At 61.3% G+C, this 23,579-nt stretch carries 19 protein-coding genes; 2 read left to right on the top strand and 17 right to left on the bottom strand.

The genetic code is table 11. The features are described from left to right. Positions 1-27: 27 nt before the first annotated feature. The 4 genes from GSQ75_RS04315 to GSQ75_RS04330 all read right to left on the bottom strand — a co-directional run bounded on the left by GSQ75_RS04315 (position 28) and on the right by GSQ75_RS04330 (position 5,315). Entirely contained in the window at positions 28-852 is an 825-nt protein-coding gene (locus tag GSQ75_RS04315) for an alpha/beta hydrolase (protein WP_216840638.1), read from the bottom strand. 226 nt (positions 853-1,078) lie between these two features. Then, positions 1,079-1,792: a pirin family protein gene (locus GSQ75_RS04320; protein ID WP_158753266.1), complete on the bottom strand. Its 714-nt coding sequence runs from the start codon at positions 1,790-1,792 to the stop codon at positions 1,079-1,081. Positions 1,793-2,115: 323 nt separating this feature from the next. Next, a complete protein-coding gene (locus GSQ75_RS04325; protein WP_158753267.1) occupies positions 2,116-2,829 on the bottom strand; it encodes a response regulator transcription factor in 714 nt (237 codons plus the stop codon). A 5-nt stretch (positions 2,830-2,834) separates the two neighbouring features. Then, positions 2,835-5,315 (bottom strand): PAS domain-containing sensor histidine kinase, encoded by a 2,481-nt coding sequence (locus GSQ75_RS04330; protein ID WP_158753268.1) that lies wholly within the window; start codon positions 5,313-5,315, stop codon positions 2,835-2,837. A 35-nt stretch (positions 5,316-5,350) separates the two neighbouring features. On the opposite strand from GSQ75_RS04330, the gene GSQ75_RS04335 reads away from it, so the two are divergent. Continuing rightward, positions 5,351-6,382, top strand: a complete 1,032-nt coding sequence (locus GSQ75_RS04335; RefSeq protein WP_216840603.1) for a LysR family transcriptional regulator — start codon at positions 5,351-5,353, stop codon at positions 6,380-6,382. Between the two features lie 111 nt (positions 6,383-6,493). On the opposite strand, the gene GSQ75_RS04340 is transcribed toward GSQ75_RS04335, so the two are convergent. Beyond that, the gene (locus tag GSQ75_RS04340) at positions 6,494-7,759 is read right to left on the bottom strand and encodes a patatin-like phospholipase family protein (protein ID WP_158753269.1); all 1,266 of its coding nucleotides are present in this window, start codon (positions 7,757-7,759) and stop codon (positions 6,494-6,496) included. Positions 7,760-8,028: 269 nt separating this feature from the next. Here GSQ75_RS04340 and GSQ75_RS04345 point away from each other — a divergent pair, with 269 nt between their 5' ends. After that, positions 8,029-8,568 carry a DUF2058 domain-containing protein gene (locus GSQ75_RS04345; protein ID WP_158753270.1) on the top strand — a complete coding sequence of 180 codons (540 nt, stop codon included), beginning with the start codon at positions 8,029-8,031 and terminating at the stop codon, positions 8,566-8,568. A gap of 74 nt (positions 8,569-8,642) precedes the next feature. On the opposite strand, the gene zipA is transcribed toward GSQ75_RS04345, so the two are convergent. The 12 genes from zipA to GSQ75_RS04405 form a co-directional block, all read right to left on the bottom strand. After that, positions 8,643-9,623 carry a cell division protein ZipA gene (gene zipA / locus GSQ75_RS04350; protein ID WP_158753271.1) on the bottom strand — a complete coding sequence of 327 codons (981 nt, stop codon included), beginning with the start codon at positions 9,621-9,623 and terminating at the stop codon, positions 8,643-8,645. A 7-nt stretch (positions 9,624-9,630) separates the two neighbouring features. Then, a complete protein-coding gene (smc, locus tag GSQ75_RS04355; protein WP_158753272.1) occupies positions 9,631-13,140 on the bottom strand; it encodes a chromosome segregation protein SMC in 3,510 nt (1,169 codons plus the stop codon). A gap of 108 nt (positions 13,141-13,248) precedes the next feature. Further along, positions 13,249-14,631, bottom strand: coding sequence for a hypothetical protein (locus GSQ75_RS04360; RefSeq protein ID WP_158753273.1), 1,383 nt, complete (start codon positions 14,629-14,631; stop codon positions 13,249-13,251). Positions 14,632-14,777: 146 nt separating this feature from the next. Then, positions 14,778-15,044 carry a BolA family protein gene (locus tag GSQ75_RS04365; protein ID WP_158753274.1) on the bottom strand — a complete coding sequence of 89 codons (267 nt, stop codon included), beginning with the start codon at positions 15,042-15,044 and terminating at the stop codon, positions 14,778-14,780. Continuing rightward, complete coding sequence (locus GSQ75_RS04370) at positions 15,041-15,346, bottom strand: YciI family protein (protein ID WP_158753275.1); 306 nt, start codon at positions 15,344-15,346, stop codon at positions 15,041-15,043. Before GSQ75_RS04370 ends, GSQ75_RS04365 begins: the two co-directional genes overlap by 4 nt. Before the next feature lie 3 nt (positions 15,347-15,349). Continuing rightward, positions 15,350-16,867, bottom strand: coding sequence for a lysine--tRNA ligase (lysS, locus tag GSQ75_RS04375; RefSeq protein WP_158753276.1), 1,518 nt, complete (start codon positions 16,865-16,867; stop codon positions 15,350-15,352). 105 nt (positions 16,868-16,972) lie between these two features. Then, positions 16,973-17,266: a hypothetical protein gene (locus tag GSQ75_RS04380; protein WP_158753277.1), complete on the bottom strand. Its 294-nt coding sequence runs from the start codon at positions 17,264-17,266 to the stop codon at positions 16,973-16,975. Between the two features lie 46 nt (positions 17,267-17,312). Beyond that, a protein-coding gene (gene prfB / locus GSQ75_RS04385) for a peptide chain release factor 2 (protein ID WP_158753278.1) occupies positions 17,313-18,438 on the bottom strand; the annotation gives its coding sequence in 2 pieces (ribosomal slippage) (positions 17,313-18,362 and positions 18,364-18,438; 1,125 coding nt in all). A 69-nt stretch (positions 18,439-18,507) separates the two neighbouring features. Further along, a complete protein-coding gene (gene asnB, locus GSQ75_RS04390) occupies positions 18,508-20,190 on the bottom strand; it encodes an asparagine synthase B (RefSeq protein ID WP_158753279.1) in 1,683 nt (560 codons plus the stop codon). A 308-nt stretch (positions 20,191-20,498) separates the two neighbouring features. Continuing rightward, positions 20,499-20,870, bottom strand: coding sequence for an STAS/SEC14 domain-containing protein (locus tag GSQ75_RS04395; protein WP_158753280.1), 372 nt, complete (start codon positions 20,868-20,870; stop codon positions 20,499-20,501). A 67-nt stretch (positions 20,871-20,937) separates the two neighbouring features. Beyond that, positions 20,938-22,689: a single-stranded-DNA-specific exonuclease RecJ gene (recJ, locus tag GSQ75_RS04400; RefSeq protein ID WP_158753281.1), complete on the bottom strand. Its 1,752-nt coding sequence runs from the start codon at positions 22,687-22,689 to the stop codon at positions 20,938-20,940. Next, positions 22,650-23,573: a phosphoglycerate mutase gene (locus GSQ75_RS04405; protein WP_158753282.1), complete on the bottom strand. Its 924-nt coding sequence runs from the start codon at positions 23,571-23,573 to the stop codon at positions 22,650-22,652. Before GSQ75_RS04405 ends, recJ begins: the two co-directional genes overlap by 40 nt. Between the last annotated feature and the right edge of the window lie 6 nt (positions 23,574-23,579).

Consider the following 23,579-nt stretch of genomic DNA (forward strand, 5'->3'; position numbering starts at 1 on the left):
GCGGTCCCTCCCGTTTCAGTTCAATGCTTACGCCTTGGCGAAAGCGAGCAGGTCCGCATTGATGACGTCGGCATGCGTCGTCGGCATGCCATGCGGGAAACCCGGATAGATCTTCAGGGTCGCGTTCTTCAGAAGCTTCGCTGACAGAACCCCTGCGTCTTGGCAAGGAACAATCTGGTCGTCGTCCCCATGCATCACGAGCGTCGGCTGATCGATCTTTTTCAGATCTTCAGTAAAGTCGGTCTCGGAGAATGCCTTGATGCAGTCGTATTGTGGCTTGGCGCCACCCATCATGCCCTGCCGCCACCAGTTGCGAATAACCCCTTCGGAGATCTTTGCGCCCGGGCGATTGAAGCCGTAGAACGGTCCCGTGGGAATGTCGAGGTAGAACTGCGCGCGATTGGCCGCGAGCGCCGAACGAAAGCCATCGAAAACTTCAATCGGAAGTCCGCCCGGGTTATTTGGTGTCTTCACCATGATGGGTGGCACGGCACTGATGAGTACGGCTTTCGCCGTGCGGTGTTGGCCATAGCGAGCCACGTAGCGAGCCACCTCGCCGCCACCGGTCGAATGACCCACATGAATGGCGTCGCGCAAATCGAGGGCCTCGGTCAACGCCGCGAGATCGGCCGCGTAGTGATCCATGTCGTTGCCTTCGGCCGTCTGCGTGGAGCGGCCGTGTCCCCGCCGATCATGCGCGATCACCCGATAGCCATGACTCAGGAAGAACAGCATCTGAGCGTCCCAGTCGTCTGCGGACAACGGCCAACCGTGGCTAAACACGATGGGCTGGCCATGTCCCCAGTCTTTGTAATAGATCTCAGCACCGTCTTTGGTCCTGATGCTGCTCATGTTCTGGCTCCCGCGATTGGATGGAGAAGAAGGCATGCCTGAGGGGCGTGTTGAGGCTGCGCTGCCGACGATCGGAAAAGCCACGACGGCTGCGGTGATGGCAGCCCCGCGAAGCAAGGCGCGACGACTTTCATTGACATCGGTGGATCGATCGCTGTTTGTCATGGCATTCCCCTGTAAGTGCATGCTCTCTTGAGGTGTCCTCACCACAAATTTGCTGATCGACTCAGTTCGTCATGTCAGAAACCGTCATGTCGAACAACAGGATTTCCGCATCGCTCCTGGCGCGTACACTGATTTTTCCGGCGGTCGTCCAGGCTGCGCCATCCCCGGTGTTGAGCTCCTCGCCGTCAACTTCCACGCTGCCACGAGCAACTTGCAGCCAAAGGTTTCGGCTGCCCATGGGGATGTGCTCCAGTTCGTTCCCAGCGCCTAGTCGCGCCGCATATAAATCAACGTCCTGATGAATCTTCACGGCTCCATTGCGCGGACTACCCGAACCAATCAAGTGCCACCGATTCATCGATTTCGCTAGCGCAAAATGGCGTTGCTCGTAGCCGGGCGCGAGACCAAGCTTCTCCGGCAGGATCCAGATTTGCAGGAAGTGCACAGGTTCATTTTTCGAAGCGTTGAACTCCGAGTGCGTCACGCCGGTACCCGCGCTCATTCGCTGTAACTCACCCGGCTGGATCTGTGCGCCAGTACCGAGGCTGTCCTTATGCTCAAGCGTGCCTTCGAGCACCCAGGAAAGAATTTCCATATCCCTGTGCGGGTGTTCGCCAAAACCCGCGCCAGGCGCAACACGATCTTCGTTGATGACACGCAGCGGGCCGAAACCCATGTGATCTGGATCGAAGTACTGTCCGAAGGAGAACGTATGGCGGCTTTGCAGCCAGCCGAAGTCAGCGTAGCCACGTTCGTTTGAGCGTCGAGTGAGCACGGGCGTCGCCTCGCTGGATACAAATCAGTTCCAAACTCTGGCGTGGAAACTGGTCAACGGACAATTGAGCATCCGGCCAAGTCTCCTTAAACCATGCAGCAATCGTATCCAAAGCCCGACTTCGAAAAAATCGCACATAGGAGGGGCAAGGTTGCCCTTCGAAAGTAGGATAAGGCCGCGCTGTCGCACATGACCGGCAAGACCACCAAGATCGCTTGCAAGCGCCGCTGATGACGTTGGATAAAACGGAGCTTGGATGCGGACGGATCGCTAAAAGTCCATCCGCACCATGCCGACGGATGCGCTGAGGACTGTCGCTTCAGTCAGATACTCATTGAACGCAATAGACCACGGCGATTTGCCACGGCGATGGCTTCGGTGCGACTCAGCACATTGAGCTTTCTGAAAATGGCCTGCATATGGCTCTTGACCGTGACTTCCGAGATCGCCAGCGCCGCGCCGATGAGCTTGTTCGGTTTGCCAAGGGCCAACAGGCGCAGGACGTCCAATTCGCGTGGAGTCAGCTCTTCCAGCGGCATGCGCTCAGCCAGTCTGATCGCAACCGCGGGGGAAACAAGTGTCTTCCCCGCATGCACTTCGCGTATGGATCGGCACATTTCTTCGCGTCCCACGTCTTTCAGCAGATACGACTTGGCTCCTGCATGCATGACGCGATAGATGTCCTCGTCGCCATCGTACGTCGTCAAAATGATGATGCGTGCGCCGGGATCAACGGCGCGAATTTCATGGATCGCATCCACGCCATCCAGGCCTGGCATGCGCAGGTCCATCAGAGTGACGTCGGGTCGTTTCTCTTTCCAAAGCTCGACTGCCTGGCGCCCGTTGCCCGTTTCAGCGACAACCTCCATGTCGGTCTCCTGTTCAAGGATCGCGATCAATCCGTCGCGAACGACGGTATGGTCCTCAACGATCAACAAGCGGATTTTGGTAACGCTATCGTTTCGATCGACATGCTGGTGGTTTCCGACTTCGGAACGGAGTACACCATCACCGGTAGTTCTCTTGGAGCTCGCCATTGCTGCTACTCGTCTATCGGGATGCGCAAGATGACAACTATCTCGGTTCCAGAATCTGGCTTCGAACGAATCGCGAAGCCACCTTTCATGCGCTCTACGCGTTCCATCATGCCCATCAGACCAAAACCTTCGTGTTCGGCATCCACATCGAAGCCTCGTCCATCATCGGCCAATTGCAGTTCGATGTCTTCCTGACCAAAACGAAGCGTGATCCGGAAATGTCGTGCCTGCCCGTGTTTGATCGTATTGGTCAGCGCTTCCTGAGCGATGCGCAACAGATCCTCTTCCCACTGTGCTGGCATCGCTTGTTCCTGGCCTATGACCCGAAACGACGCTTTCAGTTGAGCGCATTCCGCCATTTTTCTGAGCAAATCTTCAAGCGCCGCGCACAAAGTCGCGTTGCGCAGCGAATGTGGCCGCAAGGCACGCACCGAGCGACGCGCTTCGCGCAGGCTCGCACGTGCCAGTTCGCTGGCACGCTCGATATGCATGTTCGTACTGGTGCCGTCATGTCGCAGGAGCGTGCCTTTCGCGGCCTCCAGCTGCACGATGACACCCGTAAAACCTTGTGCCAACGTGTCATGGATGTCGCGTGCCATCCGGTTGCGTTCTGCCAATACCGCAGCCTCCCGGCTCTGCTGGGACAAGCGCATGAGCCGGATTGCCAGCGTTGCCTGATGGGCAAGCGCTTTCGTCAATTCGATCTCCTCCGCTCCGAAGACCCGGGAGCCCGTGAAGCGGATGCCGATGATGCCAACAAGCTGACCGGCCATCACCATGGGCGCAATCAGCAATGCGCTAACACCCGAAGTCATGAAATACGTCTTCAGATCGGCAAACGGTCTGGGCAACTCGGCTGTAGGCCAGACGGCAGTGCGGCCATCAGCAAGGATGATTCGCGCAGGATCCTTACTGATGTCCTCAATTACAAAGTGCATCCCAACCTTGAGAGCATCGCTCCAGAGCGGCGGCGTATTCTTTAGAATGGAGATGCTCCCCCCAAAATACCCTGCTTCGATGCTCGTCTTGAAGCGCCCTCCCTCTACGACGCCCAGGATATCCAGCACATCGGCGTTTCGTTCCCAGACCGTGACGCTATGCGCATCCATCTGAGTGAGTATCGTCGTCACGACGTGCTTCGGCAGTTTGTCCGGATCGAATTCTTGTGCAAGCGAATCCAGTGTGCGGGTCAGCGCCGCCAACTGACCGCGGGCAAGATGCTCGGATAGACGCAAGGCTTCGGCTGCCTCATGCAGCGCATCCTCGGACTTCTTCTTCTCCGTGATGTCGATCACGGCACCGACGTACTCCAGTTGGCCCGCAGCATCCCGCATGGGGTTAGCAACCGTGTGCACATGCCTGATCGTTCCATCGGGCATCAACAACCGATGTTCGTACTCAAGGAAGGTTCCATCCTGCAGTGCCTTTTCCAGCGTTGTTTGAACACGCATCCGGTCATCCGGATGTACTCGCTCAAGCGCCTGCTCAAGTGAGGGATTGGTGCCCGGATCCCACCCTCCTATGCGCACGGTCTGCGCAGAGGAGATGAGCTCCCGGCTGGCCACGCGCAGACACCAGCTGCCCGTGCCACTCAATTTTTGCGCCTCGGTCAGATACGCTTCGCTCCGGCACAAGGCTTCCTCGGCGCGCTTCTGGTCAGTGATGTCCATCAAGGCACCGATAAACTCCAGCGCACCGGTTCGGTTTCTCGTGGGTTGCGCCAGGACGTGGACATGCTTGACCATACCGTCCGGCATCAGGAGGCGATGTTTGAAATCCAGATTCGCCTCGTCACGGGCCGCACGATCAATCGTCTCTCGCACGAACGCGATGTCTTCCGGGTGGAGGCGCTGGAAGACAAGATCCAAGGTCGGGGTTGTTTCTCGGTCATACCCCACAATGCAAAATGTCTCCGCGGACCAGAAAAACTCACCTGTGGCAACGTTCCAGCCGAAACTGCCGGTGCGACTCAGCCGTTGGGCCTCCGCCAGATAGGCCTCATTCCGTTGCAGGCGTTCTTTCGATTCCTTGACCGCAGCCAGAGCGCTCTCCAGCTGTTCATTCGCCAGGCATTGTGTTGTGACATCCCGACAGGTCACAACGATGAGATGGCGCTCCTCAAGAACGCAGCGCGCCAGGCTCAGATCAATGATCGGCTGGTACCCGCTCTTGGTCTTGCAGCGGCTTTGCAACGTAACCGGCACACCAAGCGGCTTGCTTTCCACAAGCTCAATAATTTCTTCCTTCGGTGCGCCGAGCACAACGTCCCACAGATGGAAGGACAGCAATTCGTCGCGGGTGTAACCCAAGGCCGTAGAGACCGCGGGATTCGCGTCAATGATGCGACCGTCGAATTCGATAACGAATATCGGGTCAGCAATGTGCGTAAAGAGACTCTCCAACTGAAGCAAGCGACCAAGAGATGCCTCCAGTTCTCGCTGGCACGGTGTCAATTCGGAGTGTGATGAATCCTGCGTTTCTGCCATATCCAGTGTCTTTTCCGCGCCATTGCGCGCATAGCATGCGCTGCCAAAACCCCAAAAGTAAGCTGGTCAGTCGAACCAAGTGCAATGACCTGGCAATGTCGCATCTACATGGCTCGCCATTAATGGTACGCATGACCATGGACCGCCATGGAGCTTGGCACGAGTTGACCACCAATGTAGTAGCGCACGACCGGCATGGATCTCCCGGCCAGGAAAGCGGTCAGGCATTCTCGAAAGTGGTCGAAGCCGGCAGTTTTGTGCGCGGCGCCGAGAAGCTCGGCATGTCGACCACCTCGGTGTCGCGGCTGATCGCCGAGCTCGAAGAGCATCTCGGCACACGCCTGCTGCAGCGAACGACGCGCCGGCTTCATCTGACGGATGCCGGCCACCGCTTTATCGAACGCGCGACGCAATTGCTGACCGACCTGCAAGAAGCGGAAGCCGAGGTCGGTTCAGCAACGACGACACCACGAGGGCGGCTGCGCATCAGCGTGCCGCTCTCGTTTGGGGTTCGTCACCTGTCCGACCTATTTCCCCGATACCGCATGAAGTATCCCGAGGTGGAACTTGAAGTACATGCCACGGATCGGCGCGTCGACCTGATCGAGGAAGGCTTCGATCTCGCCCTGCGCCTGTCGCTGGAGATTCCTCCCACCTGTGTGGCACGTCGGCTGACTGTGGTGCGACTGGTGGTTTGCGCGGCGCCGGACTATCTCAAGCGCCACGGCACACCACGCACGCCAGAGGACCTGGCAGAACACAACTGCCTGACGCTACCGAGCGGCGGGTTCGAAGGTCGCTGGCCGCTCGAGGGCGCGGACGGTGTCGTTACCGTACGCGTTCGCGGGGACTTCCGCGCTGACAGTGGTGATCTACTCCGCAGTGCCGCGCTTGCAGCGCAAGGGATCATTCTGTTGCCGACATTCATCGTCGGCGACGATCTTGCGCGCGGTGAGTTGGTGCCACTATTGCCGAAATGGCAACCACCGCATACCGATGCAGTGATCATCTACCCGACACGTCGATTCGTGTCCGCGAAGGTCCACACGTTCACAGAGTTCCTGTAACAGGAGTTCGCCGGTGATCCACCCTGGGATCGTTGGATGACTGTCTGACATCATCGGGCTAGGCGGCTGCCGAAGTCCTTGTCATAACGGCTTGAACGTTGGAAAGAAGGACTACCTTGCAAGCTGCGTAGCGCCATCGGGTCTGGATGACGTAGCAGCCGAACCCGGACAAGACACCACAGCATGCGGGCTACCGATTATGGTGGCCTGGTCCCGCCGAATGCCTTGCTCTGGTGTTGCCCACAACAGTCCGCGTGTGGCGCAGTCGGCGCCGTAATCAAAAAGCTGCTGCAAGCTCTTCAAACGAAAGTCGGCGAAGCTGTGATCCGGATAGTCTGCAGGTATCACGGCAATCCGAAGCTGCATGTGATGCTCTCTTGTCACGCTGTCGACGAGGGCAATCGTTTCCTTCGTTTTGTACATCAGTTGTGCAGAGAAGCTCCTGCCGAGAAGTTCGAAGGTCTCGAGCGACGATTCATGAGGCGGGCTCGCCAGTTGACTGTTTACGATCACATAGACGTTCGATCCATTCAGTTGATCGAGACTCGTCGATACAACATCCGCGACCAGCGGGGTGATGAAAAATGGCGTGGTCACGCTGCCATCCACATGCAGTTCGTCATAGGAATGAACCCCATCGCTGACGTGGATAATCACGGGCGGAAACATGCCTGGCACGCTCGCGGACGCGATAAGCACATCACGGAACAGCTGTCTGGCTGCGGTGCCACCATGCACCGCAATAGCGCCCATGTCCCAAAGCACCGTTTCCCGCTTGTCGAGATCGGTCGTGGCGATGATCAACCTTCGCCCCTTCGAGGTTTCGGCTGCCACGTCAGCGACCATCTTGGGTGTAACGAAGTGATCCACGAGCTCATAAAGCCGCCCGTGGTTTCCCAGGCCGGAAGGAAAGAGCAGTCGTGCCAGAAAGCTCGACTTCGGTGAATGTATCAAGTAGCTCCGTTCACCTCCGAAGGCATCCTGCAATGCGGGATCCCACAAGGAACCCAGGAACGCAAACGGAGCGATCAAAGCTCCAGCACTCACTCCGGTAACCAGCTGAAAGTCCGGTCGGTTATCCCCTCGCGTCATGCCGGCCAGGGCGCCAGCACCAAACGCTCCTCCGGATCCGCCTCCCGACAACGCGAGAATATTTACCGGGCCGCCGTGTGCAACCTGACGCAATCCCTGAATAATGGGTGGTGAAATGGTGGAGAAGCGATGCCGATCCGTCGTGACGATACGTATGCTGGCATCGAAGCCGATAGGCGCCGTGTTCGAGATGAGCGTGGGTGGCGGCGGCTTGCGGCTGTGAGTGACGCAACCGGCCAGGGAAATCAGGCATGCCAGGGAAAGAAGTGACTTGCTGATACGCATAGGGCTTCCCTCAAACTTGCAACGCAACTTTATGAGCGCACACCTTGTTAGTACATACATGTCGCAGCGAATTGATGGCTATGTTGCGGATTTCGGCCATGTTGAACACCCATTCCGATCGGTGTTGGTCGGGCCGATGGCATTCTGATCTATTCACCCCAGTACAATTACGGCGTTCGTCAGTCAACTGACGCGTCGGATCGGGCTGCGTGTGGGCGACAGCGTTACAATTGCCCCCGCAATCCCGCCAAGCCAATCTCCGTCTTCGTATGCGTAATCCCCTGCAGGAACAACTGCTCAAGGCCGGCTTGGTCAACAAGGCCAAGGCCGCCCAGGTAGTGCGTGAGCAGACCAAGCAGCGCCAGGGCAAGACGCCGGCGCCACCCAGCACCGAACAGGTGGATGCACAGCGCTTGCAGGTCGAGCGTGCGGAACGCGATCGTGCGCTGGCTGCCGAACGCAACGCGCAGTCCCGCGCCAACGAGCAACGCGCGCAGGTTCGTCAGATCGTGGAGATGCACAAGGTGAAACGCGAAGGCGAGATCGCTTACCGCTTCACCGACGGCGACATGATCAAGAGCCTGCTGGTCAACGAACCGCTACGCGCGCAGCTGGCCAACGGCACACTGGTTATCGTCCGCCACGACTCAGGCTATGAACTGCTGCCTCGCCCTGCTGCCGACAAGGTCTACGATCGCGACGCAGCCATGATCGTGCTCGACCATGGGCGCGTCGAAGCGATCGCTCAGACGAGCGGGGACGACGAGTACTACAAACAGTTCCAAGTCCCTGACGATCTGATCTGGTAAGTAACCATCTTCCAGTTATGCCCTTTATCGACTGAAGGAGAGCAGCCCTTCAATTGAGCCAACCAGACGGATGCTCATCGCCCGAAGATGATTTCCTTGCCTTCGTGGTCGCGGTCCCAGCCGCGCAGCTGGTCACGGATATGCGCGATGCGCTGGCGCCCGAGTGCGTTGCGCTCCTCGTCGAGCACGAGACCGTCCAGCAGCTCAGCCAGCCGCTGCGCGGTGGGCAGCATCGCATCCCATGCATCGAGCGCTGGCAAGGGTCCGGGCAACGTCATGAAGAAGCTCACGCCGGGCGTACGTAACGTATCCAGCTTGCCCAGATCGAAATTGCCGGGCTTGAGCATGTTGGCCACGCTGAAGATCGGGCCAAGTTCGCGCTTGCCGTCGACCAGCCGGTGATAGATGCCCATGTCGCCGAATTCGAGGCCGGCTTTTTCAGCGGCTACCACCATATTCGGGCCGTTGAAGTGCTCGCCTTCGCGCGCGACCACGAACAGCGTGACGATGCGTTCCACCTGCAGTTGGGCTGGACGCCGACCAAGATCCGAGCGTGGTGGAGTCTTCGCCGCCGTTGTGGGCGCCTCGGCAGCTGCGGCGGTGGCAGTGACTGGAGCGGTGACTGGACGCGGGGGTTCGCCACTGGAGCTCGGTGCCCGCAGCGCGTCCACGATGGAGGCAGCATGACCTTCCAGCGTGGGCTTCGGCTTGGCAGCATTACGTTCGCCAGAGAGCGTGGCGCCCAGCCGTTCGAGTTCCTCGCGCAAGCCAACCTCCAGCTCACCCTGCTGTGGCTGTGGCGCATCGTGATGATGATCGCCGTACCCGGACTGATCGAGCGCACTGAATACCGGATCGTCTGCCAGGCTCCGTTCGCCCAGCGTAGGCTCGCGGCGTTCGCCTGTGTGTTCACCTTGGACAGGACGTCGCGTGCCCTGCTCCTTCTTCGGCTGGCCGAACAGCCAGATGAGGGCCAGCACGATCAGGCCGACGATCAACAGCGGTATGCCGAGGACCGGGTTCCAGGCGAAAGCGAGCAAGGGTTGCGTCATCATGGAGTCCTCAGGCAGCTCCTGCCAGTTTAGCCGCTTCAGCGAGATCCACCTGCACCAGTCGCGATACGCCCGGCTCATTCATGGTCACGCCGCACAGCTGGGTAGCCGCTTCCATCGTGGCCTTGTTGTGGCTGATGAAGATGAATTGCACTTTCTCGCTCATCTCCCTGACCAGGCTGGAGAAACGCCCGACGTTGGCTTCGTCCAGCGGTGCGTCTACCTCGTCGAGCAGGCAGAACGGTGCAGGATTGAGGCCGAAGATGGCAAACACCAGCGAAACGGCTGTGAGCGCCTTCTCGCCGCCGGAGAGCAGCGTGATGTTGGAGATGCGCTTGCCGGGCGGCCGCGCCATGATCGACACGCCGGTATTCAGCAGGTCGTCGCCAGTCAGTTCCAGATACGCGTGGCCGCCACCGAACAGGCGTGGGAACAACTCCTGCACGCCAGCGTTGACCTTGTCGAAGGTTTCCTTGAAGCGCTGGCGGGTCTCGCGATCGATCTTCTTGATCGCGCCTTCCAGCGTTTCCATCGCGCTGACGAGATCGGCCAGCTGGTTGTCCAGGTAGGTCTTGCGCTCGCTCTGCTCGGCATGTTCCTGAATCGCGGCGAGGTTGACCGGCTCCAGTCGGGCGATCTTCTGCGCGAGATCACCGAGTTGCTGACGCCACTGGTCGGCGTCGATGTTCTCGGCCAGTTCCGCCAGCAGCGTTTCCAGCTCGAGGCCGGAGGCAGCAATCGCCTGGGCCAGCTGTTCGGCGCGCAGATGCAATGCCTGTGCGGAGAGGCGTTTCTCGGACAGGCTCTCGCGCAGTGTGGCCAGGCCCTGCTCCGCCAGATGGCGTTGCTGTTCCAGCTTGCGGAATTCCAGGTCGCAATCTTCCAGCGCACGGCGTGCGTCCACCAATTGCTTGTCGACCAGCAGACGCTGGTCCAGGTAGGTCTGGCGCTCGTTCTCCAGTTCGGCGATCGGATCGGAGCCGGCCGCAAGCTGCTCGGTGATTTCCGTACGACGCGCCTCGATCTGGCGCAGTTGCGAATCCATCCGACCCAGCGCCTGTTCCAGCGAAGCCAGCGCGGAACGCTTCGATTCAAGACCCAGCGCCAGTGAGTGCGACTGGTCGGCTGCCTCGCGCGCGTTCATCCGCGCTTCCTCGCGCGCCTCGAGCAGCGCACGCCGCTCATTTTCCAGTTCGCGGCGCTGGTCTTCCAGATCGCCCATCAGGCCGACGGATTCGTCTAGCCGCGCGCGCGCATCACGGGTCTGGCCCTGCATGTCATCCAGCTGGGCGGCCAGGTCGGCCAGTTCACCGGTGACCTTCTCGGCGCGGGCACGGGCGGTTTCCAGCTTGCCGCGATGGCTCTGCAACTGCCCGGCGAGCTCGGACTGGCGGCGATGCGCGTTGTACAGCTCGCGCTGCGCATCATCGCGCGCTCGCTCGGTTTCGAACTTGCTGGTACGCAAGCTATCCAGCCGTTCGCTGGCTTCTTCCAGTTGCGCTTCCAGCGTCTCGATCTGCTCGGCCAGCAGGCGTATCTCGCGCTCGCGCGCCAACACGCCCACCTGGCTGCCTTGCGCACGACGCACGCGCGCCCAGCCCGGACCCAGCCACTCGCCACTGCGGGTAATCACCGATTGATACGGCGCCAGTGCGGACAACGAAGCTACACGTTGATGAGCATCATCAAGTGATTCAGCCGTCAGCACATGGCCGAGGATCGCCATTGCCGCTGCCGGTCCGCGCACATGCGCAGCCAGGGTGCCGGCTGTATTGGCACCACCGTCGGCGGCATCGAGCAGGGCGACGTCGGCGTTGTCGAGCGCGCCGAATTCGGCAGCCAGTGTGTGCGAACCGTCCACCAGCACGCTGTCCAGGAAACCGCTCAAGGCGGTTTCCACGGCGGTTTCCCAGCCGGCTTCGACCTGCAGCGATTCACCGAGCCGACGCGATTTGTCCAACCCGAGCCGGGCCAGCCAACCGCTGGCGGCGCTTTCCTCCTGGCCGAGCGCAGCGTGTTGCAGCGCTTCCAGTGAGGCATGCCGACCACGGGCGGCCTGCAATTGCTGGCGCGCCTCGTTTAGCGCCGACTGCACCTGGCGCTCTTCTTCCTGCACTTTCTCGTGGCTGGATTTGTGCTGGTCGAGCAGGCTGCCGAGTGTTTCGACGCGTTCACGCTGGGTGTCGTGCTCGCCATGCAGCTGTTCACCGGCAGCATCCAGCGCAGCCACATCGGTGGCTTTCTGTTCGGCTTCCAGCGCTTCGCGGCGCCTGGACAGATCGATGCTCTGGCGATCCAGGTAGTTGAGCTTGGTGCGTTCCACCTCGGCCGCACGGCTGGATTCGCCGGCGTTGCGGGTGTGGTTGTCCCAGCGCTGCTGCCAGTCGGCCAGTTTGGTCTCAGCGTCCCGTTGGGCTTCGGCCGTGTCGTCCTGCAGCTGCTGCAAGGCTTCGAGCTTCGGTTCGCCTTCGGCCAGCGCCAAGCGCAGTGTTTCGATCTGCTGGCTGTCGGTGGCGATGTGCGCGGCCAGCTCGACGTGTTCGCGCTCGGCGTCGCCATGCGCGCGCTGCAGTCGGTCGGCGGTTTCACGGTTGTGGCGCACCTGCTGTTCGACCCGGGCAATCTCGGCGCCGACCTTGTACACCTCAGCCTGTACTGCGTTCAGATGCTCGCTGGCACCGGTGTGATGCTCTCGCACGCTTTCCAGCTGCGCCTCGATCTGGCGCTGCCCTGCCAGCTGTTTCTCGATCTCGATCTCGGCCGCGGACAGGCCCGCGCCCTCGCCTTCATGCTGGCTCTTCAGGCCGCGGTATTCGAGAGCACGCAGCTCGGCCTCCTTGCGCGTCTGTTCTTCCTTCAAGGCCTTCCAGCGCTCGGCGGCGCGGGCCTGACGATTGAGATGCTCGAGCTGCTTGTCCACCTCGTCGCGCACGTCACGCACGCGGTCGAGGTTCTCGCGGGTGGCCTTGATGCGGCTCTCGGTTTCCTTGCGGCGCTCCTTGTACTTGGAGATGCCGGCGGCCTCTTCCAGATGCGTGCGCAGTTCTTCCGGGTGCGCATCGATGATCTGGCTGATCATGCCCTGCTCGATGATCGAGTAGCTGCGCGGCCCCAGGCCGGTGCCGAGGAACAGGTCGGTGATGTCGCGGCGGCGGCAGCGCGCGCCGTTCAGGAAATACGCGGACTGGCCGTCGCGGGTCACCTGTCGTTTCACCGAAATCTCGGCGTACTGGCCGTACTCGCCCTGAATCGTCCCATCGCTGTTGTCGAAGATCAGCTCGACGGTGGCCTGCCCAACCGGTTTGCGCGTGTTGGAGCCGGAGAAGATCACGTCGGTCAGCGAATCACCGCGCAGGCGGCTGGCTGCGCTCTCGCCCATCACCCAGCGGATCGCATCGATGATGTTGGATTTGCCGCAGCCATTCGGGCCGACCACGCCGATCATGTTGCTCGGCAAATGCAGGGTGGTTGGGTCCACAAAGGACTTGAAACCGGCGAGTTTGATGGTACTCAGACGCATGGGATGCCTGTAGGTGGGTCGGACACAACCCTGTAGCAATTGACAGCGGCTCAGTTTATCGAACCGGGAGCAGCGCGGCGAACCTTCAGGGGTTAACACATGGCTGGGTTACCGGGCACGCTCGATATGACCATCCTGTAACACCTTATAGCGCGGGCTGGCCGCATCATCAAAACGAACGTTTGGTTCAAACAGCGGGAGCAACGTACGGGTATCGGGCGTGAATCCGAAAAGCGTCAGATAGCGTGGCAGTTTGTCGTTCTCGAACACTGGAGCTTGATCCCTGATGCCCGCCAGATCTTCACGCAAATGCTCGAGGTAAATGTGCGAGTGATCCATGACCCATAGCCAGCTCAAGGGCTTAAGCCGCGACATCTGCGAGTTGACCGTATTGATCGCCGCATAAGCCAGCACCAGGGTAAAACCCGCCAACCAGACCAGCTTTCGACGGCAAACCGGTACGGAAGCAGCAGCAACTCGCGCGCACCATATACCGACGAAGAGTGCCACCAGTTGAAGCTCTTCATAGTGGTACCGATATTCACGGGGAAGCTCTAGACCGTACCATGCGATACGGTTCGAAACGGCGATTGGCAGGTAATCGAACAGAAGTACCAGCAGCATCACGGGCAGGATTTTCCAACTGCCCCGTCCACGCCAAAGGCTCCATCCAAACATGGCGCACAGGAGCAGCAACACCCCTGCCAGACGGAAGGACAGTCCGTGAATGGGAACATCATGAACCGCCTCAATTCCGAGCCCGGCTGCACCCGCGAGCAGTACCTTCACGAACTCCAGGTCGGCTCGAATGGCAACAGGCAGCGCAGCCCTCCCGCTAGCGGGGAGAAAATGGAGATATGCCAGGATAAATGCCGCTGATCCGAGAGCGAACAGCATGGGTGGCCAAACGGTTTTGCGCAGTTGGGTGCGGAAGCGCGCTTCGTCACTCAGGTAGCCGATCACCAGCATGTGAAACGGGATCAATACCGCTTTTTCGTAAAAGCCTAATGCGGCCACGAATGCCAGCGCAGCAATCCACAAATGGGCACCACGTCCACTTCTGAGCCACGCAAGGTAGTGGTAGATCGCACAGACATCGAGGAATACGTATGGCACTCGCTGTTCGGCATGCGCCCACCAGGCCAACCCTGAGACGATCAAACTGCATGCGGCATAACCGCAGACGATGAGGCCACTTGCTTGCCCCGCATTCAAGAGGCGCAAGCTGCAGGCAAGATAGATCAACGTTCCGATGTGAAAAATCATCAGGACGGCCACTGCAACGGCAAAATTCATCGGGGAGATGTGGTAAATCAGCCACGTGAGCACTTCATGCAGAGGTGCGTAATGCACATCTGCCGGAGCCAGCACGAACTGCCAGAACCCGGTGTGCTGCATGATCACCAGATAGTCCAGGTCGTCGTTGGTGAAGTCGCTGTGCCAGAGCAGATACCAGACGGTATAGGCGACGACGAATGCGGCCGTCACCATGGTGACTTGTCGGGTCAATCGTCCCCAAGTGTCTTCTGCAGCCTGGTTACCCTGCATATTTGTCCCCGATCAACCCGACCTTCACGTTTACCAGAAGGTAATCCCCAGCGCCAACGCCATGCCATACAGAGCTTTCGGGCACGCGCTTACTCTGCTTTTGCATCGATCGACAATGCATGAATGCCGTCATTCATCAGCCCATCGAGCACCGCATAGACCATCCGGTGGCACTTGATCGGCGGCTGACCGGCGAACGCGGCGCTGATGATCCGTACATGGAAGTGTCCCTTGCCCTCCCCCGCATGGCCGGCGTGCTTGTGGCCTTCGTCCAGCACTTCCAGCTCGCTCGGCGCGAACGCCGCCTGCAGGCGCTCGCGGATTTGCTCGAGGACGGGCTGTACAGTCCCTGTCATGCGGCTGGCAACACTTTACGGAACGGCTTTACGGTGGTGTCGCGATACACGCCGGCAGCGACGTAGGGATCGGCCTTGGCCCAGCTTTCCGCCTCGGCCAACGAGGCGAACTCGGCCACGATCAGGCTGCCAGTGAAACCGGCCGGGCCTGGATCTTCCGCATCAATCGCCGGAAATGGGCCGGCCAGCAGCATGCGTCCTTCGTCCTGCAGCTGCTGCAGGCGGGCCAGATGCGCCGGGCGCGTGGCCTTGCGCGCGTCCAGGGAGTCCGTGTTATCGGTGCCAATGATCGCGTACCACATAGCTCAGGCCTCCGGGCGCATATAGGGGAACAGCAGCACATCGCGGATCGAGGCGGAGTCGGTCAGCAGCATCACCAGTCGGTCGATGCCGATGCCGAGACCACCGGTGGGCGGCAGGCCGACTTCCAGTGCACGGATGTAGTCGGCGTCGAAGTGCATCGCCTCGTCGTCGCCGGCATCCTTGGCATCGACCTGGGCCTGGAAGCGTGCGGCCTGGTCTTCCGGGTCGTTCAACTCCGAGAAGCCATTGGCGATTTCCTTGCCGTTGACGAACAGCTCGAAGCGATCGGTGATGCCCTTGTCGATATCGCTTTCACGCGCCAGCGGCGACACCTCGACTGGATGGTCGGTGATGAAGGTGGGCTGGATCAGGGTGTGCTCGACGGTTTTCTCGAAGATTTCCAGCAGCAGCTTGCCCCAGCCATAGCCGGGCTTGACCTGCGCGTGCAGACGCTTCGCATGGGCCGCCATCGCCTCGCGATCACGCAGCTCCTCGCGTTTGATCTCCGGGTTGTGCTCCAGCACGGCGTCTTCCATGCGCCAGCGACGGAACGCCGGGCCGACGTCGATCGCTGCGCCATCCCACATGAGCTCGGTGGTACCGAGCACGGTCTGCGCGGTGTCGCGGATCAGCTCCTCGGTGAGATCCATCACCTCGTGATATGTCGCGTAGGCCTGGTACAGCTCCAGCATGGTGAATTCGGGGTTGTGCCTGGTCGACACGCCCTCGTTGCGGAAGTTGCGGTTGATTTCGTAGACGCGGTCGAAGCCGCCGACCACCAGGCGCTTGAGGTAAAGCTCCGGCGCCACGCGCAGATACAGATCCATATCCAGCGCGTTGTGGTGGGTGATGAACGGCTTGGCCGTGGCACCACCGGGGATGAGGTGCATCATCGGCGTTTCCACTTCCATGAAGCGGCGCGCGGGCGATTCAAGCCACTGGCGCATGAAGCCGATGATCTTCGAGCGCTGCATGAAAGTGCGCCGCGCTTCCTCCGTGACGATCAGGTCGACATAGCGCTGGCGATAGCGCTGCTCCACGTCGGCCAGACCATGGAACTTGTCCGGCAGCGGACGCAGGCTCTTGGTCAGCAGACGCAGGGCGTCGACACGCACCGACAACTCACCGGTCTTGGTGCGCATGAGCACGCCTTCGGCGCCCACGATATCGCCCACATCCCAGCCCTTGAACGCTTCGTAGGTTTCGCCCAGCGTGCCCTGATGAATGAACAGCTGGATGCGGCCGCTGAAATCCTGCAACTGCACGAAACTGACCTTGCCCTGCACGCGCTTCAGCACGATGCGGCCGGCCATCTTCACGCGACGTGCCGCCGCATCGATCACCTCGGCCGTCTGCACGTCCTTGTCGGCGAACTCGGCTTGCAGGTCACCGGCGAAACTGTCGACCTTGAAGTCGTTCGGGAACGCGATGCCGTGCCCGCGCAGCGCATTCAGTTTCTCGCGACGCTCGGCGATCAGCTTGTTTTCGTCGATGGGTAAGGTGTCGACCGGTTCACTCATGGGGATTCCGTTACAGCCGGCGCTCGTGCCGAGCGTCGGACGTTTCTCAGTTTATGGTTGGGTTGCAAACAACATGGGAGGTTTTCTTCGGAACGGTGCCGCCCGTCAATCGTCCTTGTGAAACACATGCTTGACCGCATGCCTGGTCGCATTCCAGCCATCGCGCGCGCCGTGGCCGACGGCGATACCGGCCTTCTTCGCGCCATGCCCGACCGAGACGGCGACGTGCTTGGTTGCGTGGCCGATGTCGCGGGCGCCGTTGCCGACCCCATGGCCGACGGCCTTGGCATCCTGCTTGACGCCCTGCCCGGATGAGCTCTGCTGCGCACCAACCGTGCCGCTGAACGCCACAAGTGCGGCGAATGCGACAAGGATTCCGCAGATCTTCTTGCTGTTCATGCCAGGACTCCTTGCAGGTGATCGGGCCGATTCAACGGATCAGTACTCACGCATCGCTGCGTTTCGAACCCGCCTCGAGACCGGATTTGAGACTGGCCTCGATGAATTCGTCCAGGTCGCCGTCCAGTACCTTCTGCGTGTCGGTGCGTTCGATGCCGGTGCGCAGATCCTTGATGCGACTCTGGTCGAGCACGTAATTGCGGATCTGGCTGCCCCAGCCGATGTCGGACTTGGTGGCTTCCAGCGCATCGCGCTCGACATTGCGCTTCTGCACTTCCAGCTCGTACAGCTTGGCCGCCAGCATCTTCATCGCAGTGGCGCGGTTGGCGTGCTGGCTGCGGCCGGTCTGGCAGGCCACCACAGTATTGGTCGGGATATGCGTGATACGTACTGCTGATTCGGTCTTGTTGACGTGCTGGCCACCGGCACCGGACGATCGGTAGACATCGGTGCGCAAGTCAGCCGGATTGATGTCGATATCGATGTCGTCATCGACTTCCGGTGACACGAACACCGAGGTAAAGCTGGTATGCCGGCGGTTGTCCGAATCGAACGGGCTCTTGCGCACCAGCCGGTGCACGCCGATCTCGGTCTTCAGCCAGCCGTAGGCATAGTCGCCCTCGACCCGGAACGTGGCGGACTTGATGCCAGCCACTTCGCCGCCGCTGACTTCCATCAGCTCGGTCTTCCAGCCGCGCGATTCGCACCAGCGCAGGTACATGCGCAGCAGCATCTCGGCCCAGTCCTGCGCCTCGGTACCGCCGGCGCCAGCCTGGATGTCGACGAACGCATTGGTCGCATCCATCTTGCCGGAGAACATGCGCTGGAACTCCAGCTTGCTCACCTGTGCATCGAGTCTGGCCAGATCGCTGACCACCGAATTGACGGTGTCCTCGTCGCCATCGGCGACGGCCATCTCCAGCAGTTCGCTGGAGTCGGTGAGTCCGCCGGTCAGCGTGTCGATGCCGTTGACGATGGTGTGCAGGCGGGCGCGCTCGCGGCCCAGTTCCTGCGCGCGTGCCGGATCGTCCCAGACGTTCGGGTTTTCCAGCTCGCGGCCTACTTCTTCCAGACGTTCGCTTTTTGTAGCGTAGTCAAAGATACCCCCTAAGCGACTCGACGCGGCCCCTGAGGTCCGCGATCTGCGCGAGGATCGGATTGATTTCGATCATGGTTGAGCCAGTTGAAGTTTCAGGCGCTGCAAAACGCCGCCGATAAAGCAGTACAGGATAGCAAACCGGTCAAGCCAATGCGTGACTATGCACCCCACGCACGGCGCGCCCGGATGGATCGGCCGCATTCGCGAAGGCCGGGTCCCACGCCAGTGCGGCGGTTGACGAGCAGGCGATCGACTTGCCGCCCGGCACGGTAGCCGCGCAGGCCTCGCCCGGAAAGTGTTGTTCAAAGATGCGCCGGTAGAAATACGCTTCCTTGGTCGCCGGCGTATTGAACGGGTAACGTGCCGCTGCCGCGGCGAATTCGCGATCACTGATGGCCTGCTCCGCATGCGCCTTCAGCCCGTCGATCCAGCCATAGCCGACGCCGTCGCTGAACTGTTCCTTCTGCCGCCACAGGATGGAGTCCGGCAACGCGCCTTCGAACGCCTCGCGCAACGCGGCCTTCTCGATCCGGCCCTGCCCCGCCATCTTGTGCTGCGCGTCCATGCCCATCGCCACGTCGATGAACTCGAGGTCCAGGAACGGCACGCGCGCCTCGACGCCCCAGGCCATCATCGCCTTGTTCGCGCGCAGGCAGTCGTAACTGTGCAATGCATCGAGCTTGCGCACGGTCTCTTCGTGGAATGCCTCGGCGGACGGCGCCTTGTGGAAGTACAGGTAGCCGCCGAACAGCTCGTCCGAACCTTCGCCGGACAACACCATCTTCACGCCCATCGCCTTGATCCGCCGCGCCAGCAGGTACATCGGCGTGGCGGCACGGATGGTGGTGACGTCGTAGGTCTCGATGTGGCGGATCACTTCGGGCAGCGCATCCAGGCCTTCCCAGAAGGTGTAGACAAAGCCGTGATGCACGGTGCCCAGCGCATCAGCCGCAATCTGCGCGGCCGCGAGATCCGGCGAGCCGTCCAGGCCAATGGCGAACGAGTGCAGTCGCGGCCACCATGCTTCGGTGCGATCACCCTCTTCGATGCGGTGACGGGCAAACTGCGCGGCACAAGCCGCCACCAGTGAAGAATCCAGTCCTCCTGAAAGCAGCACGCCGTAAGGGACATCGGTCATCAGCTGGCGATGCACTGCCTGCTCGAACGCCTGCCGCAATGCCGGTGCAACAATTTCATGGCCACGTGTGTGCTCATAATCGCGCCATGGCTTGTGGTAATAACGACGCAATTCGCCATCGGCGCTGTCGTAGACATGGCCGGGCGGGAACGGTGCCACATCGGCACATACGCCAACCAGCGCCTTCATTTCCGAGGCTACGCACAAGCGGCCCTGCGTATCGTGTCCCCAGTACAACGGGCAGACCCCGATCGGGTCGCGCGCGATCACGTGGCGCCGAGCCTCGCCATCCCACAAGGCAAACGCGAAGATGCCATTGAGCTTGTTGACGAGATCCACCAGGGAAACATCGGCACCGCGTTCGCGATACAGCGCATTGATCACCTCGCAGTCCGAGCCGGTAGTGAAGTCATAGGCGCTGGCCGCACGCAGCTCCTGGTGGTTGTAGATCTCGCCGTTCACCGCCAGCGCCAGTGCGCCATCGCGCGAACGCAACGGCTGTGCGCCACTGGCGGGATCCACGATGGCCAGCCGTTCGTGCACCAGGATCACTCCGGCATCCACGAATACGCCACTCCAGTCCGGGCCGCGATGGCGCTGCCGCTGTGACAACTCCAGCGCCTGCCGGCGCAATGCGGCGAGGTCGTCGCCCGGCTGCAGGTCGAACATTCCGAAGATCGCACACATGATTGCTGTCCTTTGTGGTTGGTATCGGCTTTGTTGAAATTTGCATTTCGCGAACGGATTCGCGTGAAACAAAAAGCAGAAGGCCCGCACTGGGCGGGCCTTCTTCGCGTGAGTTTCGGAAACTTGAAGCTACGCGTCGGCCCGCCAGAAGTTGGCGTTATTGTTCGCGCGATTATTGTTGTTGCCAGCCAGCACAAGGCTCCGCGCGGAAGGCGCAGTAGCGGTCTGGAGGCTGGAAATCATCGAATGCATGAGCCGACTAGAACAGATTGGACGGCCATACGCAAGTGTGCCGAATGGATAGTCCATCAAGCCGATGCCGCAGTGATCCACTGCGTCGCTTCGTCCAGTTCGTTCAAGTGGAACAGGCGGATCTCGGCCGGGATCATGAAGCTCATCGCCGCCGTGGTCGTGCGCAGCCAGGGTACGTCGCTTACCAGCGCCACGCGATCCCAGCCGCTGAAGTGGCGCATGCCCAGCTTGGCGTCGTCCCACATCGCACCAGGGTCGAAACCGGTGAAATCCTCGGCGGTGACGTACAGCACGCGCAGCTTGCGATTGAGCGCAAATGCCGCCTCGACATCCGGCACAATGATGTTCTCGTAATCAGCCGCCGTGACCTGGCCGTGAGCGCGAAACCCCAGCGTGCCAGCAGGCAATCCCTCGATCTGTGCAATCACCAGCGTTCTCCTTCGACAGGGTGGATACCAGCTTGACCCGGACCGCGTTAAAAGGACGCGAGCAGGGTCAGGCCGGTTCGATGTGCCGCAGCAACAGTCGAGGCGTTTCACGCCCCTGCCAGTCGTTGATGCCCAGTTCGTAGACCGCGCGCAGCCGCGCCGGCGGTGGCTGGCCGTGATACGCGTTGAACATCACCGCGTCATGCACGCTGCCGTCGCGTGGGTCGCGCAGCTGCAAGCGCAGATGCCGCTCGCCCATCACCTTCCAGCTGGCGCATTCGAACAGGTTGTCGAACAGCGGCTCGGGGAAGGCCTGCCCCCACGGTCCCGCATGGCGTAGTTGCCGGGCCAACTTCAGCGAGGCAGCACCGGGCGGCAGTTCACCGTCGGTGAAGAGCACGGCCTGCAGCCGCTCGGCATCGATCAGTTCACGGGCGATCGCATCGAATGCGGCGGCGAAGCGTGGATAGTCGCAAGTCTTGAGGCTCAGTCCGGCCGCCATCGCGTGGCCGCCGAAGCGTTCGATCAGGCCCGGCGCGCGCGCGTCGATCGCAGCCAGCGCGTCGCGGATATGGAAGCCGGCGATCGAGCGTGCCGAGCCGCGCAGATTGTCGGTGTCATCCTCGCTGGCCGGGGCGAACGCGATCACCGGACGATGCAGGCGATCCTTCAATTTCGAGGCTACCAGACCTACCACGCCGGCATGCCAGCTCGGCTCGTACAGCGCCACGCCGATCGCATCGATGTCGGTCAAGCCCGCCACCATCTGCTCGGCCTCGGCCACCATCGAGGCCTGCAGGTCGCGGCGCTCCAGGTTGATCGCGCTGAGCTGTTCGGCGTACTGACGTGCCTGCGTCACGCTGTCGGTGAGCAGGCATTCGACACCGAGGCGCATGTCTTCCAGTCGCCCTGCCGCATTCAGACGCGGGCCGACGACGAAGCCGAGATCGCTCGAGCACAGCGTTGCCACGCTGCGCTTGCCGGACTCGACCAGGGCTGTGATGCCGGCACAAGCGCGGCCACTGCGGATGCGTTGCAGCCCCGACTCGACCAGCACGCGATTGTTGAAATCCAGCGGCACCAGATCGGCCACCGTGCCCAGCGCCACCAGATCGAGCAGTACGGACAGATCCGGTTCGCTGCCTGCCGCGAAGACACCCTGCTCACGCAACTTCGCGCGCAGGGCCAGCAGCAGATAGAACATCACGCCTACGCCAGCCAAGGCCTTGCTGGGAAAGGCGTCGCCGGCCAGATTCGGATTGACCATCGCATCGCATGCCGGCAACTGTTCGCCGGGCAGATGATGGTCGGTGACGATGACGCGAATGCCCTGTGCCTTGGCCACCGCCACGCCAGCCACACTGGCCACGCCGTTGTCGACGGTGACGATCAGCTGCGGTTTTGGCTGCAACGATTCGACCAGCGCCGGGCTCAATCCGTAACCGTGGATGAAACGATTGGGTATGGCATAACTGACCCGCTTCGCACCGAGCAGCCGCAAACCACGCACGGCCACCGCGGTGCCGGTGGCGCCATCGCAGTCGTAGTCGCCGGCGATCAGGATCGTCCAGTCGCCGCGGATGGCCTGGAGCAGCAGGTCGACGGCCTGCGTCATGCCGCCGAACGTCTGCGGCGATAGCAGGCGGACCAGCCGATGTTCGACCTCCGCCGGGGTCAGCACACCGCGCGCGGCATAGATCTGTTGCAGTACCGGATGCACCGAGTCGGGCCAGCCGCTGGGCGCGCCCTTGCTTTCGCGTCGGCGCAACTGCAGCGCGCTCAACGCGTTGCTCCGCGCCAGACTCGCCAGCGATGCCATGGTTTGCGCTGCCAGCGTTCGGCACTGGCGAAATGCAGGATGGCCGGCTGGCGACTGAGCAGCAGCCGCAGGGTCGGCCACCAGCGCGATGCGATCTCGCTGGTCGGCAAATCCTGCAGGTCGATCAGCCACCCGGACGTGGCGGCCCCCACCGTATCTATCGCCCGCGTCTGCTGCATGACATGAGCATGTTTGGCCAGGGCGCGCAGCAACAGGTCGTCACTGATCACTCCACGCAGATGACTGGTCATGTGCCCCGGCAGGCTGCCCCCGCCCCACAGCCACAGGCTGTTGATCGGCGCCAGACCGAGGGTACGCCGCTGCGCATTCAACGGATGCTGGTGCAGCAGCACCTGGACCTCGTTGAGCAACACACGCCAGCGGCGCCCTTCCGTACCTTGCGGAAGATGCTGCGAAAGGTCTTCGCCCAAGGCTTGTTCGGGTGCGGCGAAGCTGGGCAGCGAGGTATTGGCCGGCAGCTTCAGATGCCAGCGATCCGGCGTGGAAATTTCCAGTTGCAAGCCAGCTTCATCGAACACCGGTTTCAGCGGCTCGGCCAGCGCCTGCGCTTCATCCATGCCCAACTGCAGCTGGCCACAGGCCAACAGCCGTACCCCGTTCATGTCAGGCTGCACCCAGGCCGGGTCAGCCGATAACCAAGTGGCATCGGCCGCATCGCCAGCGAGAAACTCGCGCGTGATGGCCGCCGCCGGCAGATTGGCGTCAACACCCTGGAAATAATCGCCCAGGCCACCCAGGTAACCGGCAGCTGCATCAGTCAGGCGATCGGCGCGCGCCAGCAGTTCAAGCAATGGATGACCCGGCTCGAAATGCGCCAGCGCAGGTAGCCACAGTTGCAGCGATTGCTCCGGCTTCGTGCTCACGGGTAT

The organism is Dyella sp. S184 (genome assembly GCF_009766065.1).
Lineage (GTDB): Bacteria > Pseudomonadota > Gammaproteobacteria > Xanthomonadales > Rhodanobacteraceae > Rhodanobacter.